Origin of the sequence: Ciceribacter sp. L1K22 (assembly GCF_017599385.1) — a bacterium.
Taxonomy (GTDB): domain Bacteria; phylum Pseudomonadota; class Alphaproteobacteria; order Rhizobiales; family Rhizobiaceae; genus Allorhizobium.
The window spans coordinates 3,272,059-3,286,113 of record NZ_JAGFPK010000001.1 but is presented as its reverse complement, the minus strand read 5'-3'; the positions used below and the strand labels follow the sequence as shown (position 1 = coordinate 3,286,113).

The following is a 14,055-nucleotide window of genomic DNA, read 5'->3' as shown; positions in this document are numbered from 1 at the left end:
TCCTCAAACTGCCTTGTTCTTGTTGTAGACATCGAAGTAGACAGCCGCGAGAAGCACGAGGCCCTTGATCAGCTGCTGGTAGTCGATGCCAATGCCCATGATCGACATGCCGTTATTCATGACGCCCATGATGAAAGCGCCGATCACCGCGCCGGTGATCTTGCCGACGCCCCCTGAAGCCGATGCGCCTCCGATAAAGCATGCCGCGATCACGTCGAGCTCGAAGCCGACACCTGCCTTCGGGGTCGCGGAGTTCAGTCGTGCCGCAATAATCATGCCTGCCAGAGCTGCAAGCGCACCCATGTTGACGAAGGCCAAGAAGGTGAGTCGTTCGGTATTGATGCCGGACAGTTTTGCGGCCTTTTCATTGCCTCCAAGAGCATAGATGCGGCGGCCTATCGTCGTCCGTGTTGTGACGAAAGAGTAGAGAGCGATCAATACCGCCATGACGACCAGGACGTTCGGGAAACCGCGATAGGTTGCCAGCTGAAAGCCGAGGAAAAGTGCGACTGCGCTTATGATCGCCATTTGGACGACGAAGAATGCGAACGGCTCATTTTCGGTGCCGTGCGCATCATTGATGCGGCGGTTCTTCATGCCAGCGTAGATGGCGTAAGCCACCAGTGCAATGACGACGACCAACGCAAAGTAGTTCTTGATCAAGCCGTCTGCGGCATCTCCGAAAGCAAGGAAATCCGGGACGAAGCCAGTTGACAGGAGTTGGAATTCCTTCGGGAAGGGGCCAATAGGTCGGCCTTCGAGCACGACGTATGTCATACCGCGGAATACCAGCATGCCGGCGAGCGTGACGATGAAGGAAGGTATCTTCTGGTACGCTACCCAGTAACCCTGAGCCGCGCCCATGGCGGCGCCGATGATCAGGCACAATGGCACGACGATCGCCGGATGCCAGCCCCATTTGACCAGCATGATGGCCGATATCCCGCCGATAAAAGCAACGATCGACCCCACAGAAAGGTCGATGTGACCGGCCACGATGATCAACAACATGCCGAGCGCCATGATGATGATGAACGAGTTCTGGAGCACCAGGTTGGTAATATTGACTGGGCGGAACAGCACGCCGCCGGTCAGCACCTGGAACAGAACCATGATGACGACAAGCGCCAGCAACAGGCCGTATTCTCGAATGTTTCGGCGCAGGTAGTCGCCGATGGATACCTTGGGGGCTTCGGTTCTTGTGTCGATCGCCATTAATTTTTCTCCCCAGAGCGCATGATGGCACGCATGATGGACTCTTGACTTGCCTCTTGTTTCGAGAGTTCGGCCACGATCCGTCCCTCGTTCATAACGTAGACGCGATCGCAGGTGCCGAGCAGTTCAGGCATTTCCGATGAAATCATCAGGATGCCCTTACCTTCCGCTGCAAGCTGGTTGATGATGGTGTAGATTTCGAACTTTGCGCCGACGTCGATACCGCGGGTCGGCTCGTCGAGAATAAGAACTTCAGGATTGGTGAAGAGCCACTTCGACAGAACGACCTTCTGCTGATTGCCACCTGAAAGGTTCACGGCCTCCTGATAGATCGAGTGGGACCGGATACGGAGTTTCTGCCGGTAGTCGGAAGCAACCCGCGCCTCTGCCCGGTCATCGATTATGCCGCCTGCAGAGACACCGTTGAGGTTCGCCAGTGTGGTGTTTTCCTTGATGTTATTCATCAGGACGAGCCCGAGATGCTTCCGATCCTCAGTGACATAGGCGAGGCCTGCGTCAATCGCCTTTCGGATTGTGCTCACATCCACGGGCTTACCGTGCATTTTGACTTCGCCGGTAATCTTATGACCCCAGGACTTGCCGAAGATGCTCATGGCGGTCTCGGTACGACCAGCGCCCATCAGCCCGGCGATGCCGACAACTTCTCCTGCCCGCACGTTGAAGGACACGTCGTGGAGGAACTGCCGATCTCGATGGTTTTGATGGAACACGTTCCAGTTTTTCACCTCGAGCAGCATATCGCCGATCTTCGGGTCACGCGGCGGATAGCGATCTTCCATGTCGCGACCGACCATTCCCTTGATAATGCGATCCTCGGTTATCTCCTGCGAGTGACAGTCCAGCGTTTCTACTGTTCCGCCGTCCCTGAGAATCGTTATCTGGTCGGCCACCTTCCGGATTTCGTTGAGCTTGTGCGAGATGATGATCGAGGTGAGCCCCTGCTTGCGGAACTCCATCAGGAGTGTGAGCAGCGCATCGGAATCCGTCTCGTTCAGCGACGCAGTCGGTTCATCCAGGATCAGAAGCCTGACCTTCTTCGACAATGCCTTGGCGATCTCGACCAGTTGTTGCTTGCCGACGCCGATGTCGGTGATGCGTGTGGTGGGGGCGTCCCTCAATCCGACCTTCGCCAGCAGTTCCTTGGTTTTTGCGAAGGTTTGCGGCCATTGGATAACTCCTTTGGTCGCTACCTCGTTTCCAAGGAAGATGTTCTCGGCGATGGACAGCAGAGGAACCAGCGCCAACTCCTGGTGAATAATGATAATGCCGATTTCTTCGCTGTCGGCGATGTTGTGGAAGTTACGAACTTTACCGTCGTAGTGAATCTCGCCGTCGTAAGTTCCAGCCGGATAAACGCCGCTGAGGACCTTCATGAGCGTGGACTTGCCAGCGCCATTCTCGCCCACAAGAGCGTGTATCTCGCCTTCCTTCACCTTGAAGCTGACATTGTCCAAGGCCTTCACACCCGGAAATGTCTTGGTGATGCCGCGCATCTCCAGAATGATATTGTTCATGTGCAGAATTCCAGCGCCGGCTCGATGCCTATACATCGGGACCCCAACGCAAGCTCCCTCAGCCTTCATGAAAAATGGGTCCGCGACGATGCCGCGGACCCCTTGATGACAAAAGGTATCAGTTGTCGATCTGCTCTGCGGTGTAATAGCCGGACGAAACCATAACGTCGCGAACATTGGCCTTGTCGACTGCCACCGGCTTCAGCAGGTAGGACGGTACGACCTTGACGCCGTTGTTATAGGTCTTGTCGTCGTTGATTTCCGGCGTGCCGCCAGACATCAGGGCTTCGACCATCGAAACGGCAACCTTCGCGAGTTCGCGAGTGTCCTTGAAGACGGTGGAGTACTGCTCATCCGAAAGGATCGACTTGACGGACGGCAGTTCCGCGTCCTGGCCGGTCACGATCGGCATCTTCATATCGCCAGAGCCATAGCCGACGCCCTTGAGAGCCGACAGGATGCCGATGGAGAGACCGTCATACGGCGAAAGGGCACCGTGCAGCTGATCGTCCGTGTAGGTCGAGGAGAGAAGGTTCTCCATGCGGGCCTGGGCAACCGTACCGTCCCAACGCAGAGTGCCAACCTGTTCCATGCCCATCTGGCCAGACTTCACAACAATGTCGCCGCTGTCGATCAGGGGCTGCAGGACTGACATAGCGCCATCGTAGAAGAAGAAGGCGTTGTTGTCGTCCGGAGAGCCGCCGAAGAGTTCGACGTTCCACGGCTTGACGTCCGGGAAACGCTCCTTCAGGCCGTCCACGAGGCTCGTTGCCTGGAGAACACCAACCTGGAAGTTGTCGAAGGTAGCATAGTAGTCGACATTGCCCGAGTCGCGGATCAGGCGGTCGTAGGCGATGACCTTTACGCCAGCATCTGCGGCCTTCTGCAGGATGTCGGAGAGGGTCGTGCCGTCGATGGCGCCGATCACGAGAACCTTGGCGCCCTTGGTCACCATGTTTTCGATCTGGGCGAGCTGGTTCGGAATATCATCGTCTGCGAACTGCAGATCCGGCGTATAGCCCGCTTCCGTGAACAGCTTCTCCATGGTTTCGCCATCGGAGATCCAGCGCGTGGACGTCTTCGTCGGCATCGAAATACCGACCATGCCCTTGTCCTGCGCGAAGGCAGCGGGCGTAAAGGATGCGATGCTGATTGCGAACGAGGCAATCAGGGCGCCAAATTTCTTCATGGTAACCTCCCTGGTCAAACCGTGCGAGTCCAAGCTCCCCCTGGGCTCGCTAAGAAAAGAACGAGTGGCCGAAAAAGCGCGGCCCCCAGCTCCGGGGCCGACTCTTATCGAGCCCCATATGCCGATCAAATGAATAATTTGACTTTGTGCATACCAACTTTGATATATGGCTGATGTCAGAACCTTTGGGCGCTCGGCTCCTGCCGAAACATTTCAGTCTTGTCAGGGAGATTGCCGAAAAAGGGCAATTGAGTCTTGCCGCAAGCGCTTTGGCGCTAACGCAGCCGGCTGCCTCGCGCATGCTCGCGGAGATCGAGCGACTGGTGGGGGTGTCAGTGTTTCATCGCACGCCAAAGGGAATGGAGCCGACCGAGGTCGGTCATGCGATCGCCCGACGTGCCCAAACGCTCCTTGAAGAAATAAGGGAGGCCGCGCGGGAGATCGAGGCGATCAGGCGCGGCCATGCGGGCACGGTCAGGGTGGGGGCGGTTACGGGCGGCGCGGTCGGTTACGTCGTTCCCGCCATGCAGGCATTGAAGGAGGAAGCCGAGGCGGTGGATATTCACGTGGACGTCGCGCCAAGCGACCAACTGGTGAATGGACTGATCGCGGGGCATCACGACTTCATACTTGGTCGCTTGCCGTCCGGTTTCGATGTGCGTCATTTCGACGTGATCGGTCTTAGGATCGAAGAGGTGAAGCTGCTTGTTCACCATACGCATCCTTTCGCAGATACCGCCGACCTCTCGGTGTTCGACCTCGTTCATTTTCCCTGGGTGATGCAAGCTCCCGGCGCGCCAGTCAGACGGGCGGTGGAGAATGTGTTCATTGCCAACGGCGCCCCCATCCCTCCGAACATCATCAACACGACGTCATTGCTGGTGATGATCGCTTTGCTGTCATCGTCGAATGCTATTGCCCCAATGTCACGCGAGGTTTCCGACCTTCTTTGTCACGATGCCCGTATCGCTGGCCTAAAGACGCTTGACATGCGGCAACTCATCGAAGTGGAGCCCTATCACCTCATCACGCTGAAGGGCAAACGAATGTCGACGATTGCCCTACGGCTCAAGGACTTCGTACTGACAGAATTTCGAGAGAGGGGACGTATGTGATGTGCCGTCTCACATCACCGCACCGATTTGCCACGGGACAAATTCGGCTCCACCGAAACCCAAGGCCTCGCTTTTTGTCTCTGCTCCCGAAGCAACGGCGATGAACAGCTCGAATATCTCGCGTCCTTTCTCTTCAATCGATACCCCAGCATCAACGATGTCGCCGCAATTGATGTCCATATCCTCGGACAAGCGCTCATACATCTCGGAATTGGTGGCGAGCTTGATACCGGGTGCGGGTTTGTAGCCGGATACCGAACCTCGGCCGGTTGTGAATGCTATCAGGTTGGCACCGGAAGCGATCTGGCCCGTCACGGAACAGGGGTCGTAGCCAGGGCTATCCATGAAGACAAACCCGTGCGTGCTGATCTGCTCGGCGAACTTGTAGACGCCAACAAGCGGTGCTGTTCCGCCTTTAGCGACGGCGCCCAGCGATTTCTCCAGTATGGTAGTCAACCCGCCGCGCTTGTTGCCGGGCGAGGGATTGTTGTTCATCTCTCCCATGTTTCGGGCAGTATAGTCCTTCCACCAATCGATTCTTTCCACGAGCTTTTGCCCGACGTCCGGACTGATCGCGCGGCGGGTGAGAAGATGCTCCGCCCCGTAAACCTCGGGCGTTTCCGACAGAATTGTTGTGCCGCCATGGCGGACAAGAAGATCAGAGGCATAACCGAGAGCGGGGTTTGCAGTGATGCCGGAATAGCTATCCGAACCTCCGCATTGAAGACCCACCATCAGTTCTGACAAGGGTGCCGGTTGCCGGCTTATCCTGTTCGCTTCCTCCGCGAGTTCGCGAACCATGGCCACCCCTGCTTCAACTGTCTTGCGGGTCCCACCCGTCGCTTGGATGGTCATGTAGCGAAAATTGCCGTCGGGCCGAAGGCGGTCCTTGCCAACCAGTTCCGGCACTTGCATGACCTCGCATCCAAGGCCGACCAGCAGAATGCCGCCGAAATTGGGATTGCGCGCGTAGCCAGAAAGGGTGCGAAAGAGCGTTGCATATCCCTCGTCCGAGCCCGACATGCCGCAGCCGGACCCATGAACGATCGGCACGATGCCGTCGACATTCTCCAACGCGTTGAACCACTCGGACCGCTCCGCAGCCTCTGCGATGAATTTCGCGACGCTGCCCGAACAGTTCACCGATGTGAGGACTGCCACATAGTTTCGGGTGCCAAACCTGCCGTCCGCGCGTCGATAACCCTGGAATGTGCGGCTTTCGGCGATGGCCGGCAGCACTCGCGCATCAGTGGAGAAGGCGTAGTCGAGTGAGTGATCCGACATCCCGATATTGTGGACATGCACATGATCGCCGGCTGCGATGTCGCTCATGGCAACACCGATGACCTGCCCGTAACGCAGGATGAACTGCCCTGCGGCTATCGTGGTGGAAGCTACCTTATGGCCGCGCATAATCGTCTGCGCCGCAGCAACGCCACTTTCGCTCAGACAGTCGCCCGTTTTGAGGTCCCGTAGAGCAATCTCGACATTGTCGCTTGGGTGTAGACGAATACTCGCTTGTGACATTGGTGCCTTCCTCCGCTTGATGGCGTCAAGCCTCCCGCAGTCGCGGGGCTGCCGGCCATTTCAACTCATTACCTTCGCCCGAAGCGGGCGGCTCGAAAGCACCCATAGTCCGAAATTCGACCAGGATGCCATCCGGCGGCCGTTTACATATGCACATTATATTCAAAAATGAACTGGACTTGCAATCACCATGGGGTGTTATTTGAATTGACCGGAACGTTAAGCGAAAGCCGAGGACGCATATTTTGGAAGAGAGAAAGACCGCCCCCGATCGCTATAGGGCACCAGCGCTGGACAAGGGACTGGATATCCTGGAACTCCTTGCCGAGCAGCCCAAGGGTCTGACGCGTGCGGAAATTGTTCGTGCGATGGGTCGCAGTCCATCGGAGATTTATCGGATGCTCGAACGCCTTGTCGCTCGTCACTATGTCTCGCGTTCGGCCGAAGGAGACAGATACGAGTTGACGATGAAACTGTTCGTCCTTTCCCATCGGCATCCGCCCGTCAGAAGACTTGTCTCCAAAGCCATGCCCCTTATGGACGAGTTCGCAAGAGAGGTGGAGCAGTCTTGCCACCTCGTGGTGCCATACAACGGTGCAGGACTGGTGGTGGCCCAAGCGAGCCCGGTCGATAGTTGGGAATTCAGGGTCAATGTCGGTTCAAGGCTTGATCTGCTGACGACAGGCTCTGGTCTGACGCTGCTCGCCTTTCAGGACCTCCAACGGCGGGAGGACACGCTGGCAATTTGGCGTGGCTCTGACAAACTGGAAAAGCTGCGAAGCGTCGAGCCCGAGCTTCTCGCTGTTCGTGACCAAGGCTATCGCATAGCGGACAGCCAGCAACTGCGAGGATTGGTCGATATCACGGCTCCGATAAGGGAACCTAATGGCGATGCCGTCGCCGTTATTACCTGCGCCTTTACCGAACGTATGGACCGCGCTGAGCGGATTGGCGTAACCGCTATTCTGGAACAACTACTGGATCTTGCCCAACGACTGTCGATCGCATGAGTTTCTCTGAGACATTTAATGGTTAGGCAATCGCGGGAGACGTTTCCGTACTCGTCAGTCCACTTGCCTGCAAGAGGCTGGCAAATCTGCCGCCGCTATCTCTCAGTTGCTCGTAGCTGCCGATTTCAACAATCCGGCCGTGATCCAGAAACAGAACCATATCGGCTTCACGAATGGTGGACAGCCGGTGCGCGATAATAAACGTCGTACGATCCTTCCGCAGGCGATCGATGGCCTCCTTCACACGGCCCTCGGTTTCCACGTCGAGCGCACTGGTCGCCTCATCCAGAACAAGGATCGGTGCGTTCTTGAGGATCGCCCGCGCGATCGCTATCCTTTGACGCTCCCCGCCCGACAGTCGGTTTCCGCGCTCACCGACGAGCGTGTCATAACCATTGAGGCGGCTTTCGATAAACTCGGTAGCGGCGGCGGCTTCGGCGGCGCTGATGATCTCGGGTTCGGTTGCATCTTCTCGGCCGAGCCGGATGTTCTCGACGATCGAGCGGTTGAGGAGCCCAGCATCCTGGAACACGGTCGCGATGGCGTGGCGCAGCGACCGGCGGCTAACGGTCGAAATATCTATGCCGTCGATCAGAATCCTGCCCTGATGGGGATCGTAAACCCTCTGAAGCAGATTGATCAGCGTCGTCTTTCCTGCTCCTGTCGGACCGACGATCGCTATCGTCTGTCCCACGCCGACGGAAAAACTCAGATCGTGGACGCCCTGAGTTGTATTGGCAAAGTCGAAAGAAACGTTTTGGAATTCCACTGCTCCCTTGACCTCTTTCAACTCGGAAACGCCAGCCGGCTCCTCTCGCTCCTGCACTGACTCTTCAAGTTTGTAGAACTCTTCCAGCTTCGCCCGGGCTTCAAAAATCTGAGTAGCAAAGGCGCGCATCTGGTCTAGTCGGCCAATCAGGAGGCCCGCAAACCCTGTAAAAGCGATGACGTCTCCAACTTTCAATTCGCCCGCCTGAACCAGCATCGTACCAATCACCAGGATGATCAGCATCGACAAGGTTGAGGCTACGCGATTAAGCGCACTCGCGATTGCCCACCAGTCCAGCACCGGATACTGGGCCGCCAGCAGGTCGTCGGTGTATTTTTTCAATGCGCGCGTTTCCGCTTCCACGCGATTGTAGCTGTGCAGAACCGACACATTGGAAATGGAGTCGCTCACGTGCGAAAAGACCGTGTGATAGTGCCCCTCGACGGAGGCTTGTCCCTCCTTCGTCTTGACCATCACGGTCTTACCTATCATCAGATAAAGAAACGAGAGGACCAGCAGCACAGCGCTCAGGCGGGTATCCATCGAAAATGCGGTCGGAATGAGCAAGGCCAGAGCGACAAACGTCGCCAGGTGTGTCCGCATGAATTCCAGCCAAAGACCAAACAAGGTCTCGCTAGCCCGTAACAGGGTGTGCAGTGCATTCGACGTCCCGCGCATGTGATGCCATGCCAGCGGCATCGAAATGATGCGACTGAAGGCTTCGGTCAACAGCGATGCCCTTCGGCCATGCGCCAAGCGGTCAGCCTCACGGGCCACGAGCACGTACGCGATCGTGTTGAAGACACCAAACCCGGCCCAAATCAACAAAACACCACTTGCGTCCGCACCTTCGGAGATCGCATCAATTATGCGGCCGAACAAGATCGGCTCCGCAATGGTGATAACCGCCAGCACAATATTGGCGATCACGATCACGGTCGTTTTCGCCTTGTACGCGGCCAGGTAACTCAATGCTCGAACATAGACCTGGAGTAGAGACAATCGATGCGTCCTGACTGTTTGCGATCTTACCCGGGATGTCGCATATTCCAAACGATAGTCAATATGCCACCGGCAGAGGCGAAAATCCCCGGCCCGAGGTTCTGCTGCGATTTCCGACCAATTTGAACGCGAGCACTTGTTCCACCAGTTTCCACAGGGTCTCTCACACACGCAATTTTATGTTGGAAGGCAAGATTTGGCACTCTACGTTAAATGGTCTCTAACGTACTGTGCTCGCTTTTAGACGCTATTGAGGCCCTGTGCGATTCTTCGGCAGCGCCGGTCGGGGAATATCGTGAACGTTGATAAGATCACTCAATTTTTGACCACGGTTACTGAATGCCGGACTGCTAGCGATATCACATCGGCGCTAGAGACGCTGCTAGCGGCCTACCGCTTCGATTACTACGGTGTGACGCGGCAACAGAGACCACTCGACGACCAGATGCAGTTGGTTCTTGCCGGCCGTTGGCCTGAACGTTGGCTCGAAACTTATGTCGCAAAGAAATACATCGTCAGCGATCCCACGGTCCGATATCTGGGTGTTGCCCAACGAGGGTTCCGGTGGAGGGAGGCACTATCGGCATTTCGTTCGGATCCCCATCGGACGCGGATGGAACGGATGATGAGTGATGCGGCACGTTTCGGCCTGGAAGATGGCTATATCTTTCCAATTCATAGCCGCAATGGCCTGCTCGGAAATATGTCCATTGGCGGAAAGGGCGCTGACCTCTCTCCCATGGAAATGGCCTTGTTCGATGCCGTCGCGAAGCGGGTATTCTGGCGATATCTTGAGGTCACGAAAAAAGCCGCTGAGCTGGAAAACGTTCGCAATGTCGAGGCTAAACTCACGAGGCGCGAGATGGAGGTCTTGAGTTACCTCGCGGATGGGATGACCTCAAACGAGATCAGCAAGGTGTTGGCAATCTCGAACCATACTGTCGATTGGTATATGAACGGGATCCAGGACAAGCTCAACGCCAAGAACCGTCAACATGTCGTCGCCCTCGCCTTTCGTCGCGGTTTGATCACCTGAGCGACCTTCAGCGGCTGCAATCGCTACGGCAAATGTCCGTGGTCCGCAGACCGCCGCCTGTGACGATTCCAATATGACAGGAAATTGAACTTCCTTCTGCAACAGGTTATGAATTTCGCACTGCAACATTGTGTGCGGCCGACTTAGGAGGAGTTCGTTTTGCCAATTTCCAAGATTCTCGTCGCCAATCGATCTGAAATAGCGATCCGCGTGTTCCGGGCGGCTAACGAACTGGGGCTTAAAACGGTTGCCATCTGGGCCGAGGAAGACAAGCTTTCCCTGCATCGCTTCAAGGCCGACGAGAGTTATCAGGTCGGACGAGGACCTCATCTTTCGAGAGATCTCGGACCTATCGAGAGCTATCTGTCGATCGACGAAGTGATCCGAGTTGCGAAGCTCTCAGGGGCTGATGCGATTCATCCCGGCTATGGCCTTCTTTCCGAAAGCCCGGAGTTCGTGGAGGCTTGCAACGCGGCAGGGCTGACATTCATCGGTCCGCGCTCGGATACGATGCGGCAATTGGGCAACAAGGTCGCCGCGCGCAATCTGGCGATTTCGGTTGGCGTACCGGTCGTGCCGGCCACTGATCCCTTGCCCGATGACGAGGCCGAGATTCACCGGCTTGCCGAGGAGGTCGGATACCCTGTGATGTTGAAAGCGTCGTGGGGTGGCGGGGGCCGTGGAATGCGTGCGATCCGCGACCCTAAAGATCTCATTCGCGAAGTGACCGAGGCCAAGCGAGAGGCAAAAGCGGCATTTGGGAAGGACGAAGTCTATCTCGAGAAGCTGGTGGAGCGTGCCCGTCACGTGGAGAGCCAGATACTTGGAGACACGCACGGAAACGTCGTCCATCTCTTTGAGCGCGATTGCTCCATCCAGCGTCGAAACCAGAAGGTGGTGGAACGCGCGCCTGCGCCCTATCTCAGCGATGCTCAGCGCCAAGAGCTTGCAAGCTATTCGCTCAAGATTGCGCAAGCCACCAACTATATCGGCGCAGGCACAGTCGAATACCTGATGGATTCAGATACCGGGAAGTTCTACTTCATCGAGGTCAATCCGCGTATTCAGGTTGAACATACCGTGACGGAGGTCGTTACCGGTATCGATATCGTCAAGGCTCAGATCCATATCCTTGATGGGCATGCTATCGGGACGGAGGGGTCCGGCGTTCCGAGGCAGCAGGACATTCGTCTCAACGGACACGCGCTCCAGTGCCGTATCACTACGGAAGATCCCGAACACAATTTCATCCCTGATTATGGCAGGATAACCGCCTATCGAGGTGCAACGGGCTTCGGTATTCGTCTGGATGGGGGAACCGCGTATTCCGGCGCGGTTATAACCCGCTACTATGATCCGTTGCTGGAAAAGGTGACGGCGTGGGCGCCGACGCCGCACGAAGCGATCCAACGCATGGATCGCGCTTTGCGAGAGTTTCGCATCCGGGGCGTGGCCACGAACCTCACGTTTCTCGAAGCCATCATCGGGCATCCCAAGTTCCGCGACAACAGCTATACCACACGGTTTATCGATTCGACTCCGGAACTGTTCGCCCAGGTCAAACGCCAGGACCGTGCCACGAAGCTGCTCACCTATCTTGCGGACGTGACGGTGAATGGTCATCCGGAAGCGAAGGGGCGCCCGCGTCCTCCCGAAGATGCCGCTGAACCAGTCGTCCCCTTCATCGACGCGGCGGTTCCGGATGGCACCAAGCAGCTGCTTGATACACTTGGGCCGGTGAAGTTCGCCGAATGGATGCGCAACGAAAGCCGTGTGTTGATCACCGACACAACTATGCGTGACGGTCACCAATCGCTGCTGGCGACGCGCATGCGGACTTACGACATTGCCCGTGCAGCGGCGACCTACGCGCGAGCATTGCCACAACTCCTTTCTCTGGAATGCTGGGGTGGAGCGACGTTCGACGTTTCCATGCGTTTTCTGACGGAGGATCCTTGGGAGCGTCTTGCTCTTGTTCGGGAAGGTGCTCCGAACCTCCTCCTGCAGATGTTGCTGCGCGGGGCCAATGGCGTCGGGTACAAGAACTATTCCGACAATGTCGTCAAATTCTTTGTGCGGCAGGCGGCGGCTGGTGGGGTGGATCTCTTCCGTGTCTTCGATTGCCTTAACTGGGTGGAGAACATGCGCGTCTCGATGGACGCGGTGGCAGAGGAGAACAAGCTGTGCGAGGCTGCCATCTGCTACACAGGTGACATCCTCAATTCCGCTCGTCCGCAGTATGACCTGAAATACTACGTGTCCCTGGCCGAGGAGTTGCAGAAGGCCGGTGCTCATATCATCGCCGTGAAAGATATGGCGGGGCTGTTGAAGCCTGCCGCTGCCAAAATCCTTTTCAAGGCACTTCGTGAGGCGACGGATCTTCCGATCCACTTTCATACGCATGACACGTCGGGGATTGCAGCGGCAACGGTGCTCGCAGCGGTGGATGCCGGCGTTGACGCTGTCGACGCTGCCATGGATGCCCTTTCCGGGAACACGTCGCAACCTTGCCTTGGTTCCATCGTCGAGGCTCTTCGGGGTTCCGAGCGTGATCCGGGTCTTGATCCTCAATGGATCCGAAAGCTCTCCTTCTACTGGGAGGCCGTTCGAAATCAGTATGCCGCTTTTGAAAGCGATCTTAAGGGCCCAGCGTCGGAGGTCTATCTGCATGAGATGCCGGGAGGACAGTTCACCAATCTCAAGGAGCAGGCTCGCTCGCTGGGGCTGGAGACCCGGTGGCATGAGGTGGCGCAGGCATACGCCGACGCGAACCAGATGTTCGGTGACATCGTCAAGGTGACACCGTCGTCGAAAGTGGTTGGTGACATGGCCCTTATGATGGTTAGCCAGGACCTTTCCGTCGACGACGTGGTTGATCCTTCGCGAGACGTGTCTTTCCCTGAATCGGTGGTGTCCATGCTGCGGGGTGATCTAGGGCAGCCACCAATGGGCTGGCCAGAGGCTCTGCAGCGCAAGGCGCTGAAGGGTGAGGAGCCATACATCGTCCGTCCCGGGTCACTCATTCCGGAAACGGACCTTGAGGGTGAGCGAACGGCGGTCGAGGAGAAGCTTGGGCGTGAGATCAACGACTTCGAGTTGGCCTCATACCTCATGTACCCGAAAGTCTTCACGGACTTCGCGCTGGCTGCCGATTTATACGGTCCAGTCTCCGTACTGCCTACGCCTTCGTACTTTTATGGCCTGCCGGTCGGGGAGGAGCTGTTTGTCGATCTGGAGAAGGGTAAGACACTTGTCATTGTCAATCAGGCCATGGGCGCGACCGATGACACGGGGATGATCACCGTCTTCTTCGAACTTAATGGTCAGCCGCGTCGTGTCAAAGTCCCCGATCGTGCCCATGGCGCTTCTGGTTCGGCAGTGCGGCGCAAAATGGAGCCGGGCAACGGCGCCCATATTGGCGCGCCTATGCCTGGGGTTATATCGACAGTCGCAGTTGTGGCCGGCCAATCTGTAAAGACCGGGGACGTGTTGCTTTCGATCGAGGCGATGAAAATGGAAACTGCGCTTCACGCCGATCGCGACGGCGTCGTCTCTGAAATCCTCGTCCGAACCGGCGATCAGATTGATGCCAAAGATCTTCTGGTGGTCTTCGCGGACTAACCGAGCGTCCGTATTCTTGGCTGTATGGTGAAAGGG

At 56.9% G+C, this 14,055-nt stretch carries 9 protein-coding genes; 4 read left to right on the top strand and 5 right to left on the bottom strand.

What is annotated here, in order from left to right; genetic code table 11:
• Positions 1–3: 3 nt before the first annotated feature.
• The 3 genes from mmsB to chvE form a co-directional block, all read right to left on the bottom strand.
• Complete coding sequence (gene mmsB / locus J5J09_RS16250; protein ID WP_208552273.1) at positions 4–1,215, bottom strand: multiple monosaccharide ABC transporter permease; 1,212 nt, start codon at positions 1,213–1,215, stop codon at positions 4–6.
• Positions 1,215–2,750, bottom strand: coding sequence for a multiple monosaccharide ABC transporter ATP-binding protein (mmsA, locus tag J5J09_RS16245; RefSeq protein WP_208552271.1), 1,536 nt, complete (start codon positions 2,748–2,750; stop codon positions 1,215–1,217). The genes mmsB and mmsA overlap by 1 nt, the downstream gene beginning before the upstream one ends.
• A gap of 118 nt (positions 2,751–2,868) precedes the next feature.
• Positions 2,869–3,939 (bottom strand): multiple monosaccharide ABC transporter substrate-binding protein, encoded by a 1,071-nt coding sequence (gene chvE, locus J5J09_RS16240; protein ID WP_208552268.1) that lies wholly within the window; start codon positions 3,937–3,939, stop codon positions 2,869–2,871.
• A gap of 173 nt (positions 3,940–4,112) precedes the next feature.
• Between chvE and J5J09_RS16235 the strand changes: the two genes are divergently transcribed.
• Entirely contained in the window at positions 4,113–5,054 is a 942-nt protein-coding gene (locus tag J5J09_RS16235) for a LysR family transcriptional regulator (protein ID WP_208552266.1), read from the top strand.
• Positions 5,055–5,063: 9 nt separating this feature from the next.
• Here the strand turns inward: J5J09_RS16235 and J5J09_RS16230 are convergent, their stop codons facing one another.
• Positions 5,064–6,581 carry an altronate dehydratase family protein gene (locus J5J09_RS16230; protein ID WP_208552264.1) on the bottom strand — a complete coding sequence of 506 codons (1,518 nt, stop codon included), beginning with the start codon at positions 6,579–6,581 and terminating at the stop codon, positions 5,064–5,066.
• A 245-nt stretch (positions 6,582–6,826) separates the two neighbouring features.
• Between J5J09_RS16230 and J5J09_RS16225 the strand changes: the two genes are divergently transcribed.
• Positions 6,827–7,591 carry an IclR family transcriptional regulator gene (locus tag J5J09_RS16225; RefSeq protein ID WP_208552262.1) on the top strand — a complete coding sequence of 255 codons (765 nt, stop codon included), beginning with the start codon at positions 6,827–6,829 and terminating at the stop codon, positions 7,589–7,591.
• Between the two features lie 22 nt (positions 7,592–7,613).
• On the opposite strand, the gene J5J09_RS16220 is transcribed toward J5J09_RS16225, so the two are convergent.
• On the bottom strand, positions 7,614–9,362 hold the full coding sequence (locus J5J09_RS16220; RefSeq protein WP_208552260.1) for a glucan ABC transporter ATP-binding protein/ permease: 1,749 nt from the start codon (positions 9,360–9,362) through the stop codon (positions 7,614–7,616).
• Between the two features lie 295 nt (positions 9,363–9,657).
• On the opposite strand from J5J09_RS16220, the gene J5J09_RS16215 reads away from it, so the two are divergent.
• Both J5J09_RS16215 and pyc read left to right on the top strand, forming a co-directional pair.
• Complete coding sequence (locus J5J09_RS16215; RefSeq protein WP_208552258.1) at positions 9,658–10,398, top strand: LuxR family transcriptional regulator; 741 nt, start codon at positions 9,658–9,660, stop codon at positions 10,396–10,398.
• Between the two features lie 159 nt (positions 10,399–10,557).
• Positions 10,558–14,019: a pyruvate carboxylase gene (gene pyc, locus J5J09_RS16210; RefSeq protein WP_208552256.1), complete on the top strand. Its 3,462-nt coding sequence runs from the start codon at positions 10,558–10,560 to the stop codon at positions 14,017–14,019.
• The last annotated feature ends 36 nt before the right edge of the window (positions 14,020–14,055 follow it).

Excerpts from the sequence above, each read along its gene's own strand:
- mmsB (WP_208552273.1), bottom strand. The coding sequence starts at position 1,215 with ATGGCGATCGACACAAGAACCGAAGCCCCCAAGGTATCCATCGGCGAC.
- mmsA (WP_208552271.1), bottom strand. The coding sequence starts at position 2,750 with ATGAACAATATCATTCTGGAGATGCGCGGCATCACCAAGACATTTCCG.
- chvE (WP_208552268.1), bottom strand. The coding sequence starts at position 3,939 with ATGAAGAAATTTGGCGCCCTGATTGCCTCGTTCGCAATCAGCATCGCA.
- J5J09_RS16235 (WP_208552266.1), top strand. The coding sequence starts at position 4,113 with ATGTCAGAACCTTTGGGCGCTCGGCTCCTGCCGAAACATTTCAGTCTT.
- J5J09_RS16230 (WP_208552264.1), bottom strand. The coding sequence starts at position 6,581 with ATGTCACAAGCGAGTATTCGTCTACACCCAAGCGACAATGTCGAGATT.